The sequence below is a fragment of the Bacillus sp. J33 genome, assembly GCF_000518885.1.
GTDB lineage: Bacteria > Bacillota > Bacilli > Bacillales > Cytobacillaceae > Cytobacillus.
On record NZ_JAEL01000011.1, the window covers coordinates 57,470 to 79,106 of the forward strand.

The 21,637-nt window shown below is 39.4% G+C and carries 26 protein-coding genes; 7 read left to right on the forward strand and 19 right to left on the reverse strand.

The annotated features are described in order from the left end of the window. Positions 1 to 23: 23 nt before the first annotated feature. On the forward strand, positions 24 to 1,241 hold the full coding sequence (locus tag L634_RS0105160; RefSeq protein WP_026581522.1) for a nucleotidyltransferase: 1,218 nt from the start codon (positions 24 to 26) through the stop codon (positions 1,239 to 1,241). Between the two features lie 78 nt (positions 1,242 to 1,319). On the opposite strand, the gene L634_RS0105165 is transcribed toward L634_RS0105160, so the two are convergent. Further along, positions 1,320 to 2,330, reverse strand: a complete 1,011-nt coding sequence (locus L634_RS0105165; protein WP_026581523.1) for a SepM family pheromone-processing serine protease — start codon at positions 2,328 to 2,330, stop codon at positions 1,320 to 1,322. Next, positions 2,327 to 3,118: a patatin-like phospholipase family protein gene (locus tag L634_RS0105170; protein WP_026581524.1), complete on the reverse strand. Its 792-nt coding sequence runs from the start codon at positions 3,116 to 3,118 to the stop codon at positions 2,327 to 2,329. The genes L634_RS0105165 and L634_RS0105170 overlap by 4 nt, the downstream gene beginning before the upstream one ends. Before the next feature lie 331 nt (positions 3,119 to 3,449). Here L634_RS0105170 and ylbJ point away from each other — a divergent pair, with 331 nt between their 5' ends. After that, positions 3,450 to 4,667: a sporulation integral membrane protein YlbJ gene (gene ylbJ, locus L634_RS0105175; protein WP_026581525.1), complete on the forward strand. Its 1,218-nt coding sequence runs from the start codon at positions 3,450 to 3,452 to the stop codon at positions 4,665 to 4,667. A 45-nt stretch (positions 4,668 to 4,712) separates the two neighbouring features. On the opposite strand, the gene coaD is transcribed toward ylbJ, so the two are convergent. The 4 genes from coaD to L634_RS0105195 form a co-directional block, all read right to left on the reverse strand. After that, a complete protein-coding gene (gene coaD, locus L634_RS0105180) occupies positions 4,713 to 5,192 on the reverse strand; it encodes a pantetheine-phosphate adenylyltransferase (RefSeq protein ID WP_026581526.1) in 480 nt (159 codons plus the stop codon). Between the two features lie 57 nt (positions 5,193 to 5,249). After that, positions 5,250 to 5,804 carry a 16S rRNA (guanine(966)-N(2))-methyltransferase RsmD gene (gene rsmD, locus L634_RS0105185; protein WP_026581527.1) on the reverse strand — a complete coding sequence of 185 codons (555 nt, stop codon included), beginning with the start codon at positions 5,802 to 5,804 and terminating at the stop codon, positions 5,250 to 5,252. Positions 5,805 to 6,267: 463 nt separating this feature from the next. Next, a complete protein-coding gene (locus L634_RS0105190; protein WP_026581528.1) occupies positions 6,268 to 7,686 on the reverse strand; it encodes a stalk domain-containing protein in 1,419 nt (472 codons plus the stop codon). A 312-nt stretch (positions 7,687 to 7,998) separates the two neighbouring features. Further along, positions 7,999 to 8,310, reverse strand: coding sequence for a hypothetical protein (locus tag L634_RS0105195; RefSeq protein WP_026581529.1), 312 nt, complete (start codon positions 8,308 to 8,310; stop codon positions 7,999 to 8,001). 152 nt (positions 8,311 to 8,462) lie between these two features. Between L634_RS0105195 and L634_RS0105200 the strand changes: the two genes are divergently transcribed. Further along, positions 8,463 to 8,852 carry a DUF7147 family protein gene (locus L634_RS0105200; protein WP_026581530.1) on the forward strand — a complete coding sequence of 130 codons (390 nt, stop codon included), beginning with the start codon at positions 8,463 to 8,465 and terminating at the stop codon, positions 8,850 to 8,852. Between the two features lie 185 nt (positions 8,853 to 9,037). On the opposite strand, the gene L634_RS0105205 is transcribed toward L634_RS0105200, so the two are convergent. From L634_RS0105205 to L634_RS0105225, 5 genes are all read right to left on the reverse strand, one after another. Further along, positions 9,038 to 9,313 (reverse strand): YlbG family protein, encoded by a 276-nt coding sequence (locus L634_RS0105205; protein WP_026581531.1) that lies wholly within the window; start codon positions 9,311 to 9,313, stop codon positions 9,038 to 9,040. Positions 9,314 to 9,582: 269 nt separating this feature from the next. Next, positions 9,583 to 10,023, reverse strand: a complete 441-nt coding sequence (locus L634_RS0105210) for a YlbF family regulator (protein ID WP_026581532.1) — start codon at positions 10,021 to 10,023, stop codon at positions 9,583 to 9,585. Positions 10,024 to 10,081: 58 nt separating this feature from the next. Further along, positions 10,082 to 10,510: a hypothetical protein gene (locus L634_RS0105215; protein ID WP_026581533.1), complete on the reverse strand. Its 429-nt coding sequence runs from the start codon at positions 10,508 to 10,510 to the stop codon at positions 10,082 to 10,084. Between the two features lie 331 nt (positions 10,511 to 10,841). Continuing rightward, entirely contained in the window at positions 10,842 to 11,084 is a 243-nt protein-coding gene (locus L634_RS0105220; RefSeq protein WP_026581534.1) for a YlbE-like family protein, read from the reverse strand. Between the two features lie 20 nt (positions 11,085 to 11,104). Continuing rightward, entirely contained in the window at positions 11,105 to 11,506 is a 402-nt protein-coding gene (locus L634_RS0105225) for a YlbD family protein (RefSeq protein WP_026581535.1), read from the reverse strand. Between the two features lie 461 nt (positions 11,507 to 11,967). Between L634_RS0105225 and L634_RS0105230 the strand changes: the two genes are divergently transcribed. After that, the gene (locus L634_RS0105230) at positions 11,968 to 12,465 is read left to right on the forward strand and encodes a PaaI family thioesterase (protein WP_026581536.1); all 498 of its coding nucleotides are present in this window, start codon (positions 11,968 to 11,970) and stop codon (positions 12,463 to 12,465) included. A gap of 13 nt (positions 12,466 to 12,478) precedes the next feature. Beyond that, positions 12,479 to 12,862, forward strand: a complete 384-nt coding sequence (locus L634_RS0105235; RefSeq protein WP_026581537.1) for a hypothetical protein — start codon at positions 12,479 to 12,481, stop codon at positions 12,860 to 12,862. 13 nt (positions 12,863 to 12,875) lie between these two features. Here L634_RS0105235 and L634_RS0105240 read toward each other — a convergent pair whose 3' ends face one another. From L634_RS0105240 to L634_RS0105255, 3 genes are all read right to left on the reverse strand, one after another. Next, a complete protein-coding gene (locus tag L634_RS0105240) occupies positions 12,876 to 13,997 on the reverse strand; it encodes a CAP domain-containing protein (RefSeq protein WP_084028833.1) in 1,122 nt (373 codons plus the stop codon). Positions 13,998 to 14,458: 461 nt separating this feature from the next. Beyond that, positions 14,459 to 14,890, reverse strand: a complete 432-nt coding sequence (locus L634_RS0105250; RefSeq protein ID WP_026581540.1) for a CBS domain-containing protein — start codon at positions 14,888 to 14,890, stop codon at positions 14,459 to 14,461. Between the two features lie 13 nt (positions 14,891 to 14,903). Next, positions 14,904 to 15,536: a CAP domain-containing protein gene (locus L634_RS0105255; protein WP_026581541.1), complete on the reverse strand. Its 633-nt coding sequence runs from the start codon at positions 15,534 to 15,536 to the stop codon at positions 14,904 to 14,906. 243 nt (positions 15,537 to 15,779) lie between these two features. Here L634_RS0105255 and L634_RS0105260 point away from each other — a divergent pair, with 243 nt between their 5' ends. Further along, positions 15,780 to 16,139 (forward strand): YugN family protein, encoded by a 360-nt coding sequence (locus L634_RS0105260; protein WP_026581542.1) that lies wholly within the window; start codon positions 15,780 to 15,782, stop codon positions 16,137 to 16,139. Between the two features lie 85 nt (positions 16,140 to 16,224). On the opposite strand, the gene L634_RS0105265 is transcribed toward L634_RS0105260, so the two are convergent. Next, positions 16,225 to 16,506, reverse strand: coding sequence for an Asp23/Gls24 family envelope stress response protein (locus L634_RS0105265; protein ID WP_232233704.1), 282 nt, complete (start codon positions 16,504 to 16,506; stop codon positions 16,225 to 16,227). Positions 16,507 to 16,805: 299 nt separating this feature from the next. On the opposite strand from L634_RS0105265, the gene ytvI reads away from it, so the two are divergent. Then, positions 16,806 to 17,864 (forward strand): sporulation integral membrane protein YtvI, encoded by a 1,059-nt coding sequence (ytvI, locus tag L634_RS0105270; protein WP_026581544.1) that lies wholly within the window; start codon positions 16,806 to 16,808, stop codon positions 17,862 to 17,864. Positions 17,865 to 18,113: 249 nt separating this feature from the next. Here ytvI and L634_RS0105275 read toward each other — a convergent pair whose 3' ends face one another. The 4 genes from L634_RS0105275 to ctaF form a co-directional block, all read right to left on the reverse strand. Then, complete coding sequence (locus L634_RS0105275; protein ID WP_026581545.1) at positions 18,114 to 19,286, reverse strand: GNAT family N-acetyltransferase; 1,173 nt, start codon at positions 19,284 to 19,286, stop codon at positions 18,114 to 18,116. A gap of 146 nt (positions 19,287 to 19,432) precedes the next feature. Next, positions 19,433 to 19,900, reverse strand: a complete 468-nt coding sequence (locus L634_RS0105280) for a DUF420 domain-containing protein (protein ID WP_026581546.1) — start codon at positions 19,898 to 19,900, stop codon at positions 19,433 to 19,435. A gap of 223 nt (positions 19,901 to 20,123) precedes the next feature. After that, positions 20,124 to 21,026, reverse strand: a complete 903-nt coding sequence (gene ctaG / locus L634_RS0105285; protein ID WP_026581547.1) for a cytochrome c oxidase assembly factor CtaG — start codon at positions 21,024 to 21,026, stop codon at positions 20,124 to 20,126. Between the two features lie 274 nt (positions 21,027 to 21,300). Further along, positions 21,301 to 21,636 (reverse strand): cytochrome c oxidase subunit IVB, encoded by a 336-nt coding sequence (gene ctaF, locus L634_RS0105290; protein ID WP_026581548.1) that lies wholly within the window; start codon positions 21,634 to 21,636, stop codon positions 21,301 to 21,303. Position 21,637: the final 1 nt, after the last annotated feature.

Below are 21,637 nucleotides of genomic sequence, written 5' to 3' on the forward strand. Positions count from 1 at the left end.
CCTTTTCGAGGAGTATGTCAAATATGGATGCAGTTGGAGTAATTGTAGAGTATAACCCTTTTCATAATGGACACGCCTATCATTTGGATCAGGCAAAGCAGGCTTCCGGTGCAGAAATTGCAATTGCCGCTATGAGCGGCAATTTTCTGCAGAGGGGAGAACCAGCGCTTATATCCAAGTGGAAACGAACTGAAATGGCATTAAAAGCTGGGGCTGATATTGTTTTTGAGCTGCCTTATCAATTTGCAGGCCAGCAGGCAGATATTTTTGCAAGCGGAGCTGTGTCCATACTGGAAGCGGCTGGCTGCAGCAGCCTATGCTTTGGGAGCGAATCCGGGAATATAGATAGCTTCCATCAAACTTTATCATTTTTGGAAAAACAAAATGATGCCTATCATAGCAGAGTAAAATTTCATTTAGGCAAAGGCTTCAGCTACCCCAAAGCAACATCTTTGGCTTTTGGCGATTTACAGCCTAATGGTGATTTGATCGATTTATCAAAACCAAATAACATTCTTGGCTTTCAATATTTAAAGGCTGCAAAAAGCCAAAAAGCATCTATGAAACTGCTGACTGTGGCCAGGAAAAATGCTGGATACCATGATGAACAATTTTCTTCTGATACAATTGCAAGCGCAACAAGCATCAGGAAGGCTCTTTTTGCAGGGAATGGAGAAATTGAAGCTATTCGACAATATGTCCCGGAAACTACCTATAGCGGCCTAATTGAATATAAAGAACTATTCGGAAGCTTTCATCAATGGGAGGATTACTGGCCATTTCTTAAATACCGGTTAATCCATCTCCTTCCTGAACAGCTAAGAAACATCTATGAGATCGAAGAAGGCCTTGAGCATAGGCTGCTGTCTGCCGCTATGCGTTCTGAATCCTTCCAGCAATTTATGGAGGAGATTAAAACGAAGCGCTACACGTGGACACGCCTACAGAGGGCATGCGTTCATATTCTTACCAATACATCGAAAGAGGAAATGCCTTCTGAACCAGGCAAGGCAGCGTATTTACGGCTGCTAGGCATGTCCAGTAAGGGCAGGAATTATTTAAACAAACATAAAGCTGATTTTCCTGTCCCCCTCATTTCAAGAGTTTCTTCCGAGGTAGCGAATCTTTTGCACCTGGATATTAAGGCCACTCGTGTGTATGCTATGGGTCTGCAGGGGAAACAGCAGCAAACCATGCTGAAGCAAGAGTTTAAGCAGCCCCCTATTATGGTTAACGGATAGATTCGTATCGATCGCTCTATTATCGTAATTCTAACGAATAAAAGCCAGCGGCATATTCCTGCATGCCGCTGGCTCTTTTTAATCTAATTTCCTTAAATAATCAACTGCATCATCAAAGGTATCCACCGGAACGATTTTCATGCTTGTCTTAATATCCTTGGCGGTGGCTAAAGCAGCTTTATAATTTGAATCCTCTGCCCCATTTTCGTTAGGAGCGAAGAATATTTGAGCACCGGCTTTATCGGCGGCAACTATTTTTTGCTCAATTCCACCGATTCTGCCGACTGTACCTTCTGTGTTTATTGTCCCTGTACCTGCAATTTTATATCCCCTGGTCAAATCTTCTTTTATAAGCTGATTGTATATTTCCAGAGAAAACATTAATCCTGCAGAAGGTCCTCCAATTTCCTCGCTGTCTATGTTGACAGCAGGGTCGACTTCAATTTCCTTGTCATCAACCAACGTAATGCCTACTCCAGGCTTTCCCGTTTCCTGAAGGGTTTTTAGAGTAATTGTCGTTTCTTTTGTTTGATCCTGCCTTTCAAAAGCAAGTGTAATATTGTCCCCTTCGTGCTGCGCAGAAACAGAGCTGATAAATTCCTCAGAGGATTGAAACTCCTTGCCATTTACTTTGAATATCCGGTCCCCGGCCTGCAGCTTTCCATGCGCAGGCATATCAGGCATGACATTCAGAACGTATACGCCATTATAGTGGTACTCAATGGGGATTCCTGCTTTTTTATAGGCAGTTTCAATCGCTGCCAATTTAGAAGAAGCCATTAGATGCAGCTGCCGTACATTATACTCCTCATCCGTTTCGTTTTCGCTACGTATCTCCTCGACAGGATAAAGTTCCTGATACTTGCTCAGCTTCGCTGTAACATAAGCATAAATATTGGCACGCCCCATTCTGACAGTAGTCAGCATGAAACTGCCTTTTTCTTCGTAACCGTCTTCCACCTCGATTATCGGCTCAAGTTCTTTTGCCATACCTGGTTTGGACACATAGTAGGGCAGATAATAAAAAGAACTCAGCAGGATAATAACTGCTGCAATCAAGAAGGAACGGATATAAAATTTGTTTCTCATTGCCCAGGGTGCTCCTTCCATTGGGTTATGTACTCCTGAATATTGTTAATATGTTTCTTCGCTTCCTCTTCCCCGATCTTTATAATTTCATCAATGTTGGTAAATGCCCGGGAGCTATACATTTCCACTCTTGGCCTGATCATAAAATCCGATTCGATTTCACGGTGTGTAACGAGTTCCATTTGCATGATGTCCAAACTTTGCATAATTACATCATAGATAGATGTAATTTCCGCATTTGTTTTTACATGCGACACATCTATGGCAATGACTATATCAGCTCCCATCTCTTTTGCAACAGAAACAGGAATCCGATCGACAACTCCCCCATCAACCAGAAGGCGCCCATTTAATTTTTCAGGGACAAAAATTCCCGGTATTGAGATGCTTGCCCTCACTGCCTCGGCAATCGGCCCTTTATTAAATACAACTTTTTCTCCTGTCATCAGGTCAGTAGCAACTACATTAACCGGAATATCAAGCTCTTCAAGGTTTTTTCCGTGGGTAAAAATACGAATAAGTTCCTTTACCCGTTTCCCTGCAACAAACCCCATTTTAGGGACAGTAAAGTCCAAATAATATTTTCTTCTAAAAGCTTTTGAAAGTTTGTATAAACGATCTATATCCAGACCCGCTCCATAAAAGCATCCGACCATTGCCCCCATGCTGCTTCCGGCAATAAAATCAATCGGAATGCCTGCTTCTTTTAAGACCTTGATGGCACCTAAGTGGGCGAACCCTCGCGCTCCTCCCGAACCAAGTGCCAACCCTATTTTCGGACGACGCAAATAGACCCCTCCTCTGGACATCATACGGCATTGCATCCCAGCCCTCATATTATGCCAATCAGCCACAGGAGCTATGAATCTTGACCACAGCTCATTTTTTGAACCTGCCTGTACTTAATTCTATGGTCTATTTTAAAGTTCTATGAGTATATTGATTTATATGGGGACAAGGCTGGGCGGCAATAACTGTCCTGGCCATTCCTGCTGCTTTTTTTTCCAGAAAAAATGATTTCTTAAAAAAGGATTGCCAAATAAATCTCAAATGCTACTTTATTTTATCATTGTTTAAAAACAGTTGCACAGTCAGTACAACTCTGAGGGAGGCTTGTCCGTGTTTCGTTCTAAATTAAAAACGGTTACTCTTGCACTCTCTGTAACCTTGATGGCCATTTCTTTAATTTCATTTCCCCAAGAATCAGTCGACGCGTCAATCAGGGGATTAAATATGTGGTGGGAAATTGTTTTCCCTTCCCTATTGCCATTCTTCATTATTTCAGAAATGCTGATTGGTTTTGGAGTAGTGAAATTTATCGGTGTACTGCTGGAGCCTTTAATGCGTCCATTATTCAAGGTTCCGGGTGTTGGCGGTTTTGTGTGGGCAATGGGGATGGCATCAGGCTATCCTGCCGGGGCTAAGCTTACAGCTAGGCTGCGCCAGGAAGGACAGCTATCAAAAACAGAAGCTGAGCGGCTTGTTTCTTTTACTAATTGTTCAAACCCGCTATTTATTTTCGGAGCTGTTTCCGTCGGCTTTTTTAATAATGCAAAACTTGGAGTGATTCTGGCTTTGGCTCATTATCTTGGCAATTTTACAGTTGGCTTGTTAATGAGATTTTATGGGCGCAGTCAAAATAAACAAGCCCAGGATGAAAAAAAAGCACGACCCTCTTTACGGGCAGCCTTCTCGGCACTTCATAGGACAAGGATCAATGATAACCGCCCCATTGGAAAACTGCTGGGTGATGCAGTTATGTCATCTATCCAAACCTTGTTAATGATCGGAGGCTTCATCATTCTTTTCTCTGTCATTAACAAACTGCTTTTTCATCTGGGCATAACAGCTATTCTTGCAAAAGGCATAGAGGTCATCCTTGCACTTTTTCATTTGCCGGTTGAGTTAAGCATACCTTTCATTTCCGGCCTTTTTGAAATTACGCTTGGAAGCCAAATGACAAGCCAGATACCGCAGGCTACCTTAATGCATCAAGTGATCATTACCAGCTTTATACTTGCATTTAGCGGATTTAGCGTCCAGGCGCAAGTAGCAAGCATACTTGCCCAGACTGATATTAATTTCAAGCCTTTCTTTTTTGCAAGAATCATTCACGGATTTACCGCTGCGTTATATGTTTTTATCCTTTGGAATCCTATATATGAACGTTTTTATAACACTGAAGAGCCCTCTAATTCCATTCCTGTCGGTTTCTTCGTAGAAAATTCGTATTTGGGAAGATTGTTTGATGGGATAACATCGTCTGGCCCTCTGATCACATTGCTGGCACTTTCTGTTTATACTTATGTTCTGGCCAGGCGCCTTGACAGGAAGTAACTAGTAGTGAATAAAGAACGGGCAGCCCTATGGCACCCGTTCTTTTTATTGAAACTTTGCTTTAAGAGCTTTTTCCACAGTATCCGGAACAAGCTCAGAAATATCTCCATTATATTTTGCAACTTCTTTCACTATGCTTGAACTTAAAAATGAATACTGGTTATTGGTCATGATAAAGAAGGTTTCTACTTCATCATTCAGTACCCTGTTCATAGATGTAATCTGCATTTCATATTCAAAGTCAGATACAGCCCTCAACCCTCTAATGACTGCACTTGCCTTTACTGATCTTGCATAATCCATTAAAAGTCCCTGAAAGGAATCAACCTTAACATTTGGTAAATCTCTGGTTACTTCCTCTATCAGCCTGATCCTTTCCTCCACAGTAAATAATGGGTTTTTGGAGGAGTTATTTAAGACAACCACATTAACCTGTTCAAATACCTTTGCCCCTCTTTTTATTATGTCCAGATGTCCGTAAGTAATTGGATCGAAGCTTCCCGGACAAACCGCTATACTGCCCATTTACATCCCCCTAACATTTTATTGAATATGTATACCTTCACTCAGCCTGGTTAATATCTACTTAGACCAGCCATAAATGGAAATAGAAATGATCCCATAATTTTCATGTTTGCGCTGAATAAGCCTGCCGACTGATTCCGGCAATGTTACATCAGAGCTATGTTCACACAATATTGTACCGCCAGCTGTAAGCAAATCCTTGTCATCAATTGCCTGGAGGATCTTAAGCAGCTGCTGCCTGCGGTATGGAGGATCTAAGAATATATAGTCAAAAGCCAATTCCCTTTTTAGAATTGCTTTTATTGCACGATCTGCATCATTGCGGTATACCTCTGCCTGTTCTTCTAATCCGCATATTCGAAGGTTTTCATAAATCGTCTGAATAGCCTTTCCATCCCGGTCGACGAAAATCATCTTATCTGCCCCTCTGCTTAGAGCTTCGATGCCGAGCCCGCCGCTTCCGGCAAATAGGTCAAGGCCGAGCCCGCCATCAAAGTATGGCCCAATTATATTAAATATAGCTTCCTTAACCTTATCTGTTGTTGGACGGGTTGAACTCCCAGGGACAGCTTTTAAAATTTTCCCTTTTTTTGTTCCTGATACAACTCGCATTAAAATCACCGCTAACTTGCTTATTTTTGTCTTCCTGCCCAAGACTTCTGTAAGAGGGGAAAACAATCATCGACATATTTTTTCCTTCCTATCCTACCATAACTTACAATTGGTAGCCAACATGCAAGTTGTAAGCGGAATCATTTTCCCGTTGGAACTAAAAAAATATCCGAATAAGTGTATATCCATTATGATTGTGGAAATAATGTAAGTAACAGCATCTATTCGAGGATGTTGTTGCCAACCGCGGAGAAGACTTACGTTTCCCCATAAGTTCTTCCTCCGGTTTCTCCTCTCCCTTTGCCTTCTATCCTGAAAAGGATATAGAAGGACCCTGCAGAATATCTGCAGGGCTTTTTATTTTCGGGTCATTTCTCCTGGATTGTTGTTTTACTTATAAAATCTGCCCGTTGATTTCAGCAGGGCACTCAAGCTTTCCCGCGGGGAGGTTTTTATTTGCTATTTATTCAAGGGCAGTTGTTAATGCAAGTTCATCATTTCGCTCTTCAACTGAAACATTAAAAAGAGTTTCCAGCCATTGAATCTCAATAAAGGCAGTCCCATTTAAATTTGTTAATGGATTTTCCAGGAGGCCATAGTCTTCTTCGTTATAAATGAAAAAATTTTTGTTTAAGTAGAAGCGGTAGCTGTTATTTCCTTTCGCCAGAAACAGTGTTTCCTCATCAGACAGCACCTCCACTTTATAACCCATAGCTTCCGCCATTTCTTTTAAAGGCAAAAGCTGCTTTCCATTTTTATATATTACGTTAATGCTTTTTTGCTCCATCCCTGAAAAAGACACTTTCCTGTTATATTCAAAATACAAAGGGACAAAAGGTTTATTTAATTGTTTATTCATCGCAAAGAAGCGGGTTTCTCGCCCCTTTATATTGCCCAGAATTTTATCCAGCCTTTCAATACTGAGTGTGTCTTCCGCATTCATATTCCGAATAAACATTTGGCGTTCATCATCAGCCAACTCTTTTCTCAACTCATTAAGGAGCCTATTTCCTTTTTCAGTTCCAGCCTTTCTGTCACGGAGTTGTGATCCCAGAGCATCGATAAGCCAATCTTCTATGTCTGGAGAATAGCTGAATTTTCCTTTATAGAATAGAGTAATCAGCATTTGCTCTAGCTCATCATTATTAGTATCTGGCCCGGTTAAAAGGATTCCTTTTCCGTAGGATTTCTTATATTCATTAGTTATAACAACACTAATATTAGAATTCTCCGCCAGGTTTTTAAGGTTTTCAGCCTTTAGATCAACAGACTTTTGATGGTCTATATAAACATCAAAGCCACTCTTAGATACTTTTTTAAGCGGGGCTTGCTGCCAATATAGGGAAGGTGTATTCCCTTGTCCCTCAAAGGTATAATAATCGATAAGCTCCATTTCTTTATGGGCTTTTAAAGGAATTCCCGCTGCCCAGGTTCCGTCTTTTCTATTTGAATCAGATACAGTTATCAAAGAATGCTTTATCTCTGAACCGTGTACAGATACAGTCCAATCATTTAACAAAAAGGCTTTTTGCTTCTTTTCCATTGGCAAAACGTATGTAAAAACCATCTGTTTGCCATTTGAAAGGAACGTATAAGGGTTATCATCGCCCGAATCACACGCTATTCCCTGTCCACTTTTGCACTGCCATTGAAAAAATGTGTCCGGTATTATCAATCTATATTCTCTATCTGGTATTAGTCCTTTGATCGTCTGTGTCACTTTTAGGTTACTTTGAAGAGATTCAACAGCAATATGCTGGCTTAGCTGCATAAGCTCTTCTGACTCTCCAGTTTGCTCTGAATAAGCCTTCCACTGCCAAAAGAGCAGGCCTGTAATTGAGCCTGACAAAAGCATAAAAATAAAAAAAGATGCCCTCCACATTGGTATACCCTCTTAGTCTTATTTCTTATCCTAACAATACCAAAGGGAAGGTCATCCGTCACATTTAATTTGAATTTTTAAGAAAAATTTCATAGTTATTTAGTTGGGAATTGAAAGTAATGATAGATGAAAGCTTATTTATTTGGTGTCTTCTAGGCAATCTTTGATTTCACATGGCAAAAATGCTTACGTGTAAGAAATTGAGATTAACCGAGGACTTTTTTTATGAGCATGTGTTAGCACTGTTCGCGTGGTTTTTCCCTGTTCGAAGAGGAAACGAAATTGACATAGTTATCTTGGGCAATAGCTGCTTCAAGTAAAATCTAAATCCAGGCAATCATCAAGCAAATGGCTGTTTTCTCCAATACTTAAGCTGGCGTTAGCCAACTCATCCCTTGCCAAGCCTTCAGTTGCCAAGAACGCCTCAAGTTCGCCCAGCGACATTGAAAAAAGTTCATTATTGTGTGATGCCAGCAGCCCCTTTGCACTTAAAGCCGCTATAATCGAAACAACTACAAATCCGTTCATTTTATAAACATGTTTCTTTTCTAATGGAGAAATATCTGCCTTTATGAAGTAGGCAGCACAAAGAAGAAGTGTCATGGAAAGAAATAGATAAAGCATGCAGTCCCTCTCCCTTCAGCTTTTTAGATGCTACTTCTATTTTTATGCAGGAAATGATAAAGTATGGATGGACATAGAGCATTTTATTTAAATTTAAACAAGTTACATAGTAAAGAATGTATACCGCTAAGAGTTAAAAGGAGGAACAGATTTTGATACAGCGTTTTATAGAAATTGGTGAAGGCTACTCTGATATTTACGAATTACTCGAGATTGCAAAGGCCAATCAGCAACGGCTCTCACATATGGCTGCTTTTCATACAAATATTAATGGAAAAGAAGTAACATCTTTAGCAGTTATCCTGAAACCTACCAATCCTGGAGATTTCCAGCCGCTATATATTTGCCGTGAAGGCGTCCCGAATCCGAATGTAACACCCAACAGGAGATACGATTTATTTGCTGAAACCGCCAGGGACCTTGAGAAGGAAGTCATACAGCTTACTGTAAAACCATCCACTTACTTTAATGAAAAGGAATTATATTACCAGTATTTAATTGGAATTTTAAGGCTTAATCATTACATTGCCCCACTGCAATAATGTAAACACATTTAGCAGGAGAGCTCGTTCCAACTGGCGGTTGATTCCCCATTAGAAAACTCTGCTTATAGAATTAAGTGAATTACTGCCGTTGATTGCAGCAGAAGCAGCTGCGAACGCACTCACAACGCTTGTGATTGATAATTAATAATCAGCAAAAAGGCATGAGCTTTGCTCACGCCTTTTTAGATCCCCATCTTATAATCATATTCTTTGGCCTTATCAGGCTTTGAATTTTCGAATTCCGTTTTAAGGAATGGCTTGTAGGATGGTTCCACTTTTTTTACAAAGGAATATGAATTTATTTTTTCCATTAATCCTTCAGTATCTTCAAGGTCACAATATAATACTACATATTTAAGCCGTTTAGATACATAATGGACATTTCCGAATCTTCTTAACATTTTTGCTTGCTTTAACGAATAAAGCCAGACAATTATACCTTGTCTTTGACCCAGCATATATTTTTCCCCTTTGTTGAATCGATCGTTTTATTTAGTCTAGCATAGAAAAACGCTAATTTTCAATGCTAAAGGGACAATCATTTCCTTTTTAGAAAGGCTCTGAAAAACATGAGTATTTTTTTCAGTCAGGCACTTGTCACCGGGATTCAGAATTTCTTAACATTCAAGCCTGCGGTGTCTATCCTGGTTATATTCACTTTTATTTCCCGCCTTCCACTTGCGTTAACACCGATATAAGCCACAAAAAAACCAGCATAATGCTGGTTTTATGCCGAACAGCCACAGCTGCCTCCGCTTCCGCAGCCGCCTCCACAGCTTGATTCGAAAAATGGATTCCCAGTCGGAACCTTGATATGCTCTGAAACGGAGCGGCCGATCATTACGCTTACCTCATCAAGAAGGCTTTGCAAGCCGTTTTCAGCCCTCCTGAATTCTGCCACATGAATGTCCATATCCATTTCACGTTTAAGTTCCCTAATTGACATCATCACTTTTTTATATTCTGGATGATATTTGCCAAAACGCTGAACTTCTTCATAAAGTTCCTTCATTTTGACAAACTCCTGGATTTTCCTTTGTGTTTCACGGCTGTTTTTTAATTTATATAAACTTTTGCGGTAATGTTCCGCTTCTTCAGATTCAGCAATCATTGCTGCTATCTCGTCAGCTTTGTCCAAAATAGCCATTCTTTCTAATGTAGCAAGCAAATAGCTCACCTCCGTTTCCTATTTTATCATGAAACGGTACAAAGCTAAAGCAAGGTGACTACGGGATTGTAACGTAAAACTCTTTATTCATGGATGCTGAAGGCTGATTGCCCTTCACAAGCTCAAGCCTGATACGGTGAGTACCTGAAGAAAGTCCTTTTATAATAAATGCCGCAGAGGAAATTTCCTCTTTTTTTGTTCCATCCACATATAAGAGAATCTTTCCTTTTTCTTTTGCACTCTGCCCTCTAAAAGAAACACCTTGTACAATACATTCGACTAGCACGTTTTTTCCTCTAACTTGATGACGAACGTAGAATGGATCCTTTTTATTGCTTTCAATGCCTGAGACGGGCATATCTGACCCTATTTCCATTGCAGCAACAGATTCGACTTGCAATTTTGTCTCAGGTTCAGGAATGTCTCTATGGCAGGCACCAAGTATGAAAAGCAATTGTATGCAAAACAGATATTTTAGGCCCTTCATTTTTTTCAACTCCTCAATTTGGCTTCCGAATTTCCGCCCATTATATCGATAGTGTTTGCACTGCTTTACTTTTTTACTCTTATATAATAAAGGCTCTGTTAAATTTGCCTGTTGATTTCCGCTCCAGGAGCTCAGCGAACTGCGGGCGGTCCGACGCTCCTCCAGCAGGACACTGAATTAGCATCCTTGAATAATCACCTCGTCGTAAGGAAATGCGGTAGCATTTTCGAGGAGCCCGCACCTTCCGCTCCAATCAACAGGGTGCTAATAATCAACAATCAGCTTTAACACAGCCATAATAAAAAGCTCTCTCGGCTACCGAGAAAGCTTTTTAATTGGATTGTGAATTCATTGCCTGGAACATGCTCATCATCATGGATGCCATTTGCACTCCGTTTGTAAATTTTTCAACCTGATGGGGAATAGTCCTTTTATAATAGTGGAGAGCCGCGACTTCAAGGGACTGTATTTCATGGGGATTTCTTGTTAAGGTTCTGTACCAGTGTGGCTGCTCCCTGATAAATTGCTTTAATTCCTTTTTCTGATTAAGATAATTGATAATATCTTTTCTCATTAGTTCGTTCCCCTCTGTTTTTAATCTTTTCTGAATGCGAATGGGTTGTTAGGCTTTGAATTTGCTGGTTTGGAGCTGCCTCCGGTTTGACCGCCTTGAAATTGAGAAATAACTCCCTGTACCGCAGAAAGCGCCTGGCTGAGATTATTAATGTATCCTTGCATTTGATTCGTATCCATATGTTTAAGCGTCCCCATAATATTTCCCACCCAATCGCTTTTCTTCTCCTCAGAGCTATTCTTTTTTTCTTTATTTTCTTTGTATGAATCCCATCTTGAGTCTTCTTCTCCCAGGAGATACCAATCTTCGTACAATTCCTGCCACGTCGCATTTCCAGATCGGACCTCCTTAATAATTTGCGGATTATTTTTGACAAAATCCTTAAACTTTACGACAGAGGGATGAAGCTTATTGTTAGACATGATTATATCACCTCATTCTGTAGCAAATGCCTATAATACCATATGAACGGATACAAAAAAGGTGAATAAAAGGCGGATTTATCAAAGCTGTTTTCGCAAACTATCCTGCTTTTTAACAGTAGTGAGAAAGGTTGATTTCCGCTCCAGGATGCTCAGCGAACCGAGGGGCGGGCGGGCGGTGAGCATCCTCGGCGCACGCGCCTGTGGGGTCTCACCTGTCCCACTCCTCCCGCAGGACATTGAATAAGCTTCCCCGAATCCACACCGCGTCGTAAGAAAATGCGGATGCATTTTCGAGGATCTCGCACCTTACACTCCAATCAACCAACCTTTTTTAGCAACAGCTATTAACACCTTTCTTAGAAAAGAGCCTTATCAGAAAATGCAAAAGCAATAAATTCAAAAATTCTGCCATTAATGATAATATTATGAATGCAGAAAGCAAATGAAAGGTGAACACGATGGACAAAGAGCTAATGGAATTATTCAATAAATGCACAAATCAGGCAACTGATGAAGAAATAGAGGCTTTAAAATCTTTATTGCATGGATTTCATAAAAAACAGAGTGGACAGAATAGCTCCTATATTGGAGGTCTGCTTCATATGGAACGGGACATCAATGAAGATGAATGTGTTTTAACCATCCCCTTGACATCTCTGGTAGATAACCCTCTTGGAATCCTTCATGGAGGGATCACTGCAACCATTATTGATTCGGCCATGGGGACTCTTGCAGCATCATTGCTTCCTGAAGGCTTTGGAGCAGTCACAACACAGTTAAATGTGCATTATCTGTCAGTAGGAAAAGGTGATTATGTTACTTGCAGGGCAAATATTGATCATAAAGGGACAAAAAGCATGGTATTATCTGCGGATGTCCATCGATCAGACGGCAAAAAGATCGCCCAGGCAACGGGCAGCTTTTTCATTATCGAAAAGAAAGGCGTCAGCAAATAATAAGAGGTGGAACATGGTTACTGCTATTGTTATTCCAATTATATGCCTCTACTTTTATTGGCTAACAAAAAAAGAAATGCGAGAAAGCTATGCAAAGTGGGTGGAGTTAAAGAACGTTCCTGAAGAAGCCATTATCTCCGGTATGATTGTTGATATGAATGTGTCAAAACAAAGATATTATTATTATCGTTATGTTCATGTTCTTGATTTGACCATTCAATCTTCAGGGAAAAAACAGTGGAAAGTAAAGAAGGTGACTCCATTAATGAAGGGCTCCCACTTGCCTTCTGTAAATATTGGAGATAACGTACACCTTTATGGCAATTGGAAGAAAGAATTTTTTCTTGTCAGCCGTATTCATGTGAGAGAAAAAGCCAAAAAGAGCCAGATCGATTAGGCTCTTTTTGGCTTTATTCTTCTCCCAGCTTTCTGATGAAGTTTTGGGTATAGTGTTCCTTATAGACGCCAATCCCAATATGGGTGAATTCATTGCTTAACATGCTATCCCTATGGCCTTTGCTGTTAAGCCAACCTTCCACAACCGCAGGGGCATCCATATAGTTTGCTGCAATATTTTCTCCTGCCGCTTCATATGATACTCCCCCAGCTTCAAGCCGATCCGCCAATTCACCAAAGGTTTTGGAAATATGGGAAAAATCATTGCTTTCATACATATCCTTACTATGGGCAAATGCAACCGCTGCAGTATTTTCATCCCATTTTAGGGGTGGGAGGTTATGCCTTTCTCTCATTACGTTAGTAATATCAAGAATTTGCTGTTCCTTTCCCCTCCCTACATCCTCTTCAAAGGCAGGTGAAGGCTGTGGCGGTTCCAATAGCTTTCCTCGGTAAACCATTTCATATGGTCTCATTTTGATTAAGGTTTCTGCATCCATTATCCTTACACTCGAAAGCGTTCCTGTAAACTTATCGAAATTAAGCTGTGCATAATGGTCTCCCATCATAACCAGCGGCCTCGTATTGAGATCTTCTTCGGATAATTCAAAGCGATAGGAGCTATCTTTATACTTAAGATTAATATTTGTCTCAAAGAAAAAAGAAGAATACATTTCACCCACAGGCTGACCGATTTTAAAAGGACTGATATCCAAGTCTTCACCAGTTCCAAAAATGGTAACTACTTTATTGCTATTTACCCCAATTTGTACATACTCAGTTTTGCTTTTATTATAAATCCACCAATCATATCCAAAAAAAGAGGGATCGATCCTGGATGGCTCCCCTAAACGATCCTTGAGCTGCTGACTCGATTTTCCCATCAGATTGGCCAGTCCTTTGTCTGGAGTTCCTGCATTTGAAGAAATGTTCTGGCTCTTATCCTCATTAAAATCTCTTATTGCTTCTGGCTCCTGGCTATTATTATTTACCAGTATTTCGCCTTGTTCCTCATTGGATGCATCCAGGTAAAGACCGGCCGCCAATAAAATGGAAATTAATATGACTATTCGCAAAAGTGAACGCAGAGAACCGCCCTCCCCTTCAATTGTCTTTATAGTAGGCTCTTTTCTCATAGATTGTTGTTTTTACTTATAAATTTTGTCCGTTGATTTCCGCTCGGGGCACTCAAGCTGTCAGCGGGGAGGAATGAGAGAGCCTCCTCGGCCCCGCCTGCGGGGTCTCCCACTTCCCTCACTTCCCGCAGGACATTGGGAAAGCACCCCTGAATAAACACCACGAAGGAAATGCGGAGCATTTTCGAGGAGTCAAGTGCCCTCCGCTACAATCAACTCGGTTGGTTAAATTAAGTTTGCAGTTAAAAGCAACAAACTTTACGAAAACAGCCTTATAGTATTAAAAAGTATAACATTTAAGCTTAAATATGTAATGTTTGCCGAGATATTATAAAAAAAATAAAACCCTGACTTTTGTACTAATCATACCATTAGGTGTATCGTTTTTCTATCCTTTTTGCCAGTTATGAAAGGCCAATTTGCCGGTTTAAAATGAAAAAAGAACACCAATTGGTGTTCTTTTAATGCTGTATTTCGTTTTCATGTTTTGAAATATCTGTAAGAGCTTCTCCAGCCTGTTCATCAGTTAAATGGTGTACTGCAAAATCGCCAAGAGAAACAATTCCTACTAGTTTGTCACCTTCCACTACAGGCAAACGGCGAATTTGATGCTCTGCCATTAGACGGGCAGCTTCCCTGGCTTCTGTATCCTTTGTTACTGTAACCAGATGGCTGCTCATGATGTCTTCCACTTTTGAGGAAGGCGGATGCTTTTCAGCAACACAGCGAAGTACGATATCACGGTCAGTTATCATTCCAACTAGCTTTTCATTATCAACAATCGGAATAGCACCCACATTTAAATCTTTCATCTTTACTGCGACCTCATACACATTGTCCAATAGTGAGCAGCATTCAACATCATCAGTCATAATGTCACGAATTTTTTCCATCATTTAACCTCCCTTATTTTTTTTCCACAATCAAAATAGTCCAATAGTGACCATGCAAACCGCCTTGTACATATCCGACTCCAATATGTGTAGCCCTATTGTTCAGGATGTTCGCCCGGTGTATGGATGAATTCATCCAGGCAGAAAACATGGCATCAGCATTTCTGTATCCTGCTCCAATATTCTCTTTCACTTTCAAAAAAGAAATTTGCTGATTCCTTAACATTTTTGTAGGATTTCCATATGTAGGAGAATTATGCGATACATACTCAAATTTCATCATATCCTTTGATTTTTGTTTGGCAGCTCCCGCAAGAATTGAATCCATCATTAAAGGCTTCAATCCCTTCCGGGTGCGTTCCTTATTGGCAAGTTCCCAAATAGCTCGTTCATTTTCACCTATTTCCTGAATTCCGGCTCTGCCTGCTGTGTCTGGAATGATGACTGTTTGTCCAGGGTATATTAAATCTGGATTTTTAATCTGGGAATTGCTTTGAATAATGTCCTGTAAATCTGCATGAAATTTATTTGCAATCTTCCAGAGTGTGTCGGATTTTTCCACCTTGTACTCTTTTTCGGCAGCAGCAGGTCCGGATGCTGTAAAGAATAATAATAACACTATGGCAATAGTTCTTTTTTTTGTCATGAACTGCTTCCCCTTTCGCCAAGCTGAGCTATTTTTTTAATTTGCCTTGAATGTAAGTACGATTTATCTTACCCGGCTTAATTATGGCCATAAAACAAATGTTATTTGACAAAACCTTGTTTTCTCACATGTATCCGTTGCATGTTATGCTTTTTTCTACTATTATTAAATTTGAGATAAACTTGTTAAAATTATGCATGGATCGTTCATCAGAACCATGGATTGTTTTCAGGAGGGACAATTATGAAATTTGAAAACACAGGTCTGGAAAATAAAAAAGCAGACTTAACGCGCTTAGATGAAGTGATGCTATCACACGGCCTGGTTCGCGAAGGCCAATGGGATTATGAAAGAGTTACATACGACCGCAAATTTGAACTAAAAGAAGGTGTTTTTTACCTGCGTGTGTTTGGCTATGCAGTCGAGGGAGATGTAGGAGCACATAGAGCGTTGATTCAGCTCATGACCCCACTCCTTGGAAAGCATTATTATCCGCATGGAGTAGAATACGGAGAAGGTGAAAGCTTCCCTAAATCACTTGTAAGCCAGTGCGAAAAAATCCTAGCCGATATTAAAGCTGAAATTGATCAATTTGCAGTATAATTTACAAAAAAGGCTATATGCTTTAGCATCCATTCTTAATAAAAGAAAAAGACGCATGGACATCATGCGTTTTTTTTTCTAAACGTTAAACGTCGAAACCCTCAACTGCGGCAGACTGAGGAAGTATTTTCTCAATAAACACATCAACTCTTTTTACTTTAAAGCCTGTTAAATGAATTATTTCATCCTTAATTTCTTGTTGAATTTGGGCGGTTTCTTCCATAATATTTATTCCTTTTTGCACATTCATTTTTATTTTTAAATATACTTCCGTATCCTTAAAAGAAACAGATAGATGATTGGAGTTCTTTTTTAAAAAAGAGATTTTATCACTTTTTGCCGGAGTGACGCCATCCCATTCCAGCAAATTTGATTCCACTATTGCCGAGATTATATCGCTGGCTGCCTTTATCGTCTCGAAGTCAAGATGTTTGTTTTGCATCTTCTTTTCACTTCTTTCTTTACGATTTAGATAAAAAATTTCCGGACTATAATCTCTCTGGAGATATTCATGTGAATAAAAGATGTTTTTATTGTTTCTAACATTAAATGCATACTATAATTAAAATGTTACTATTATTTAGTATGTTTTGTAACAATAGAGTTTATGCCGATGAAAAGGCTGTCGCTGACTGCTTTTACGAGTTTGGAAAGGGGATTTATTTTTTGTCTGCTATATTCACTAGACGATTTATGCTTATTTTAATTGGGGCAATTCTTATTTCAGTCCTCTTCTATTTTATTTTGCCTGTATCTGTTCCTTTGATTGTTGCCTTTATTACAGCACTCATTCTGGAACCAATCGTTAAATTGCTGCAGAATAAAATAAAAATAAACAGAAGGATATCCGTGCTGATAACCTTTGTGGGATTTGTGCTTTTTATTGGTTTATCTGGCTATTTTATTACGACCAAAGTAATTACCGAGGCAATTAAGCTTATCGAAAATGCACCTGTATACATTAACGAGATTACAAAAGCCTGGCTGAGGGCTGAAGCAGATTTTACGAATGCTGCAAGAGACCTTCCAAAGGATCTAGTTGATGAAATCAGTATTCAAGTTCAATCCTTTTTAAATAAAACCAAAGATGATCTTGTTGCGTACGTCAATATTGATAACCTTAAAGCCCTGCTGACTAATATTCCAAATTACCTTGTCAGCTTCATCGTATACCTGATTGCATTATTTCTGTTTCTAATTGACCTTCCCCGCTTAAGGAAGGGGATGTACAATCATTTGACTGAAAAAACAGCGGACAAAGTAAGATTTATGTCTTCACGTCTTTCTTATGTTGGATTTGGATTTTTTAAGGCACAATTCCTTGTTAGTGTGATTATTTTTATTGTTTCCCTAATCGGACTTTTATTTATAAATCCAGAAGTGGCATTGGTGATGTCCATTATTATCTGGGTAATTGATTTCATTCCAATAATTGGATCTATTGTCATTTTAGGTCCATGGGCTCTTTTCCATCTTTTCACTGGAGATATTGCCATGGGAACAAAGCTTGCAGTTTTAGCAGCAATCCTATTAATTATCAGAAGGACAGTTGAACCAAAGGTAATGGGGACCCATATTGGATTAAGCCCGCTGGCAACATTGATAGCAATGTATATCGGGTTAAAATTGCTCGGCATTCTTGGCTTTGTTATTGGCCCCCTTATCGTTATTGCCTTTAACTCAGCAAAAGAAGCCGGTTTAATTAAAATGAATTTTAAAATTTAAGGCTGTTTTCGTAAAGTTTTTTGCTTTCGGGCGGCTAACTAAGTTTAGCCAACTGAGTTGATTGTAGCGGAGGGCACTTGACTCCTGCGGGAAGGGAGGGAAGTGGGAGACCCCACAGGCGAAGCCGAGGAGGCTCTCATCCCTCCCCGCGGAAATCAACGGGCTGAATTTATAAGTAAAAACAACAATTTTTGAGAAAAGAGCCAAATTTAAAAAAGCGTCCACCTGGACGCTTTTTGTTATTGGAGACTAAAAAAAATCATAAAAGAAGGATTTTTGGACGGGTACTTTTCTTTCAAGCACCTCTGCATCATTCCTTGGTCCGACAATCTCCCCTAATTCATACAATTCCATAGGACGTTTATATCCAATAATGATGGCAGAAAGAGCATTTATCGATATGTGCAGGCCTTTGGCTGCTGGCTTTGCACAACGGCTTCCTTCTTTATCCTTAAAAAAGCGAACCTCGTAGTCTGAAATCAAATAGCTTCCAGTATTCCATGGAGCATGAATATCCTCTATATGCAGAAAAACTTTCTCATTATTTTGTATAAACGAAAATTGGCTTAAACACTTTTCTGCATTGACAATTCTGCCCATAAAATACGGAAATACCTCCATTTTTAGATTAGGCTGAGACAGGTAATATGGAAACGGATCATGGACAGATGTTATAACCTTAACCCTGTCAATCATCGAATCATGCTGGCAGATGAAGTTCCATAAACCCACTCTGGCTTCCTGATTTAACGCCGTAAACTCTTCTATATCCATTTTATTGTCCTTGACTTTGAAAAGGAGATAGCCTTTTCCTTCACCTGATTCATCAAAATATACGGCAATCTGGTAATCTGAATAAACAAAATTCTCCCACCAATATGAATCTCTGACCAGACAGCCGGAATACTGCTTCATAAATTCTGTATATATCTTTTCAATTGCTTTGATATGCTGGCTTTTATTAAATCTTTTAATGGTACCAGCAGAATCGCCTATTCTTTTTAAATCGATCTTATTTACAAATGTTTTCTTATATTCCGTAAAAACTTCCCATCCATACTTTCTGTAAAATGAAATATCGAAGGGATGCAAGAAAGAAAAAACTTGTTCCTGTTCGTGCATCTCAGCCAATGATTGTTTAATTAATTGGCTGACTAGCCCTTTTCGTCTGTATTCAGGATAGGTTGCAACTCCAGCGAGACCTCCCATTTTCCATTGAAGTCCGTTAATATAAACATGTAACGGAATGATGTGCAGCTTGGCCGCCAGGTTTTCATCTTCCCAGATGCCAAAAATAGTATGTTTCTTTAATATCTCCTGCCGCTTTGGGATATCTTCTTTTGGTACATCATACTGAAAAGCATACATAGAAAGTTTCATTGCCTCCATGTAGTCTTTTTCTTCTAATTTTCTTAGTATCACTGCCTTCACTCCCGCTTTCCTCATCTTAATATGGATTCGCTATTGAAAACGGAACTCCTTCTTTATAATGATTCATTTGCAAGAATGGTCTGTTCAAAATAGCAAGCAAAAAAAATACCGCTCTAAAAAGCGGTATCCTTTTACTATTAAGTGCCCAATATTGCTTTAATAACAGAAGTTGTCTCTCCTCCATGGTAAAAGACATAAAGCAGCAAGTATACAGCCACACCTGTTATTCCCGTAAAAAACCAAACCACACTGGTAACAGGACCTAGTTTTCTGTGTGCTTTAAGCTTATTTTTATAGCCTGTATATAGTGATATAATTCCTAATACTGCACCAACAGTTGCGAGTGTAATATGAAAAATTAAAAAGATTGTATAATAAATTTTAATATCATCTGGTCCGCCAAAAGCAGTGTTTCCAATAAAAATCGTTCTGCTGGCATATATGATAAAGAAAATTACAGCGAACACAGCTGCTAATGTCATTGTTTTTTTATGAGCTTCAAGCTTCTTCTTGCTGATTTGTGCCCAGCCAATCGCAACGGTAATGGCACTTAGTACAATAAAGGTTGTACTGATAGTGGGCAATATTGGCAATGAATTTTCCATAAAGTCTTCCTCTCTTCGAATACAGTTTGTATTTCAGCAGTGGTTATCGATTAAATCACAGTGTTAATTTTAGTAGAGTATACCGGTTTTTTCAACAAACTGGCGATACATTTAAAAAAAGTTCCTTAAATGTTCAATATTTACTGGTTAATATGTGATTTAATTCATAGAACTATTGACAGTGATCATATAAAAACTCCAGCAATCAAGCTGGAGTTTCCGTTTATTTAATAGGCTGTGGATTCAGCATGTGCTCTTTTTCAATTGCTGTCGGTTCCTGTTCTTTTTTATACCAGGCGAAAAAGATTTGAGCTAGGACAATCCCATAAACAATTTCTTGGATAATCTTCATAATCACGCCGCCCAGCTGCTGATCATGTATCAGCGACATTGAATTAAACATCTCAGGTCCGCTAAGGTTCAAACTGGCCAATGTAGTTGAAGGAACACATAACTGCAGAGCTTGTGCCCATGCATTTGGATCAGAATAAGTATTGTACATCGGATTATCTGCGAATATAATCAGTGCACATGCAGGCGTCAGCAGAACACCATTGGCAAACACATATCCTACCTTTTTAAGGCCGCCTAAATTATCCATCTCTGGAAGTTCATTAACTATTGGCCACCACATAAATGTTGCCAATAAGAATAGTAATGTAGTGTAAACCGTATGGAGCATCATATCCGTTTTAACTATGTCAAATACATCAGGGATATGATAAATGGAAAAAATTCCATTGAACAAGATAAGTGCTATAAGCGGCTTGGTGAAAAATTTGAAGAAGGGCTTTATCCACTTTGCATGGATCGCTGACCGCCATACCCATTGGGGAATCCCCATAATAACGAGAGGCGGTACAACTAAATATAAGATAGCCATCTGGATCATATGGGCATAAAACATTAAATGGCCCATCAAGTCAACTGGAGACCCTTTGATCACATATAGAACGACCATCCCAATTGTAAAGTATACACCTTGCCTTCTTGTTAATGGTTCACTATGCTTGAATCTGCTGCGATACTTAATTGTTAACATATAGTAGCCCACAAGAATAAGGAGTACAAATAAAAAGAAGAATGGACTCCAAAGTGCACGGAAACCGAATATTTCTAAAGACATGCTTATCACCTCATTCAGTATAACTATATCTGGCCTTACATAACGGATTTAAAGTATAACCTTTGCTAAGCTGCATTAAAAATAGCCAAGTATTATTATACTCCCTTACATCCACGAACTCAATAAAGTGCATCTCCCTATAGTTTCATTACCTGCTTTACATACGCTCTTTTCACATAGATTGCTGTTATAGTTTATAAATTTTGTCCGTTGATTTCAGCAAAAGAGCCTTACATAAAAAGAAAATCGGCTAAAAGCCGATTTTCTCCTATAATTACCACCAAATGACAGTCAAGAAAGCAATGATTGTTATAAACCCGACTAATGCCCCGGAATATAAGAACAATGCAGGTGCTTCATGTCCTTTATGGCTCATATGCATGAAATAGTATAATTGGAAGATTACTTGCACAATTGCAAGAATCAGGATGAACGGCACGATAAACCATGCCGAGAAGCCTTCATAACCAGCTGCTACGAACGCAACAATTGTTAAGAAGATCATCATTGCAAAGGTGATAACTTGATGCTTCATCTCTTCTGCACTTTTTTTGCGTCTATATTCAATGTCTACTCTTGGGTTATCTGAGTTTGGTTGTTGATTTGCCATC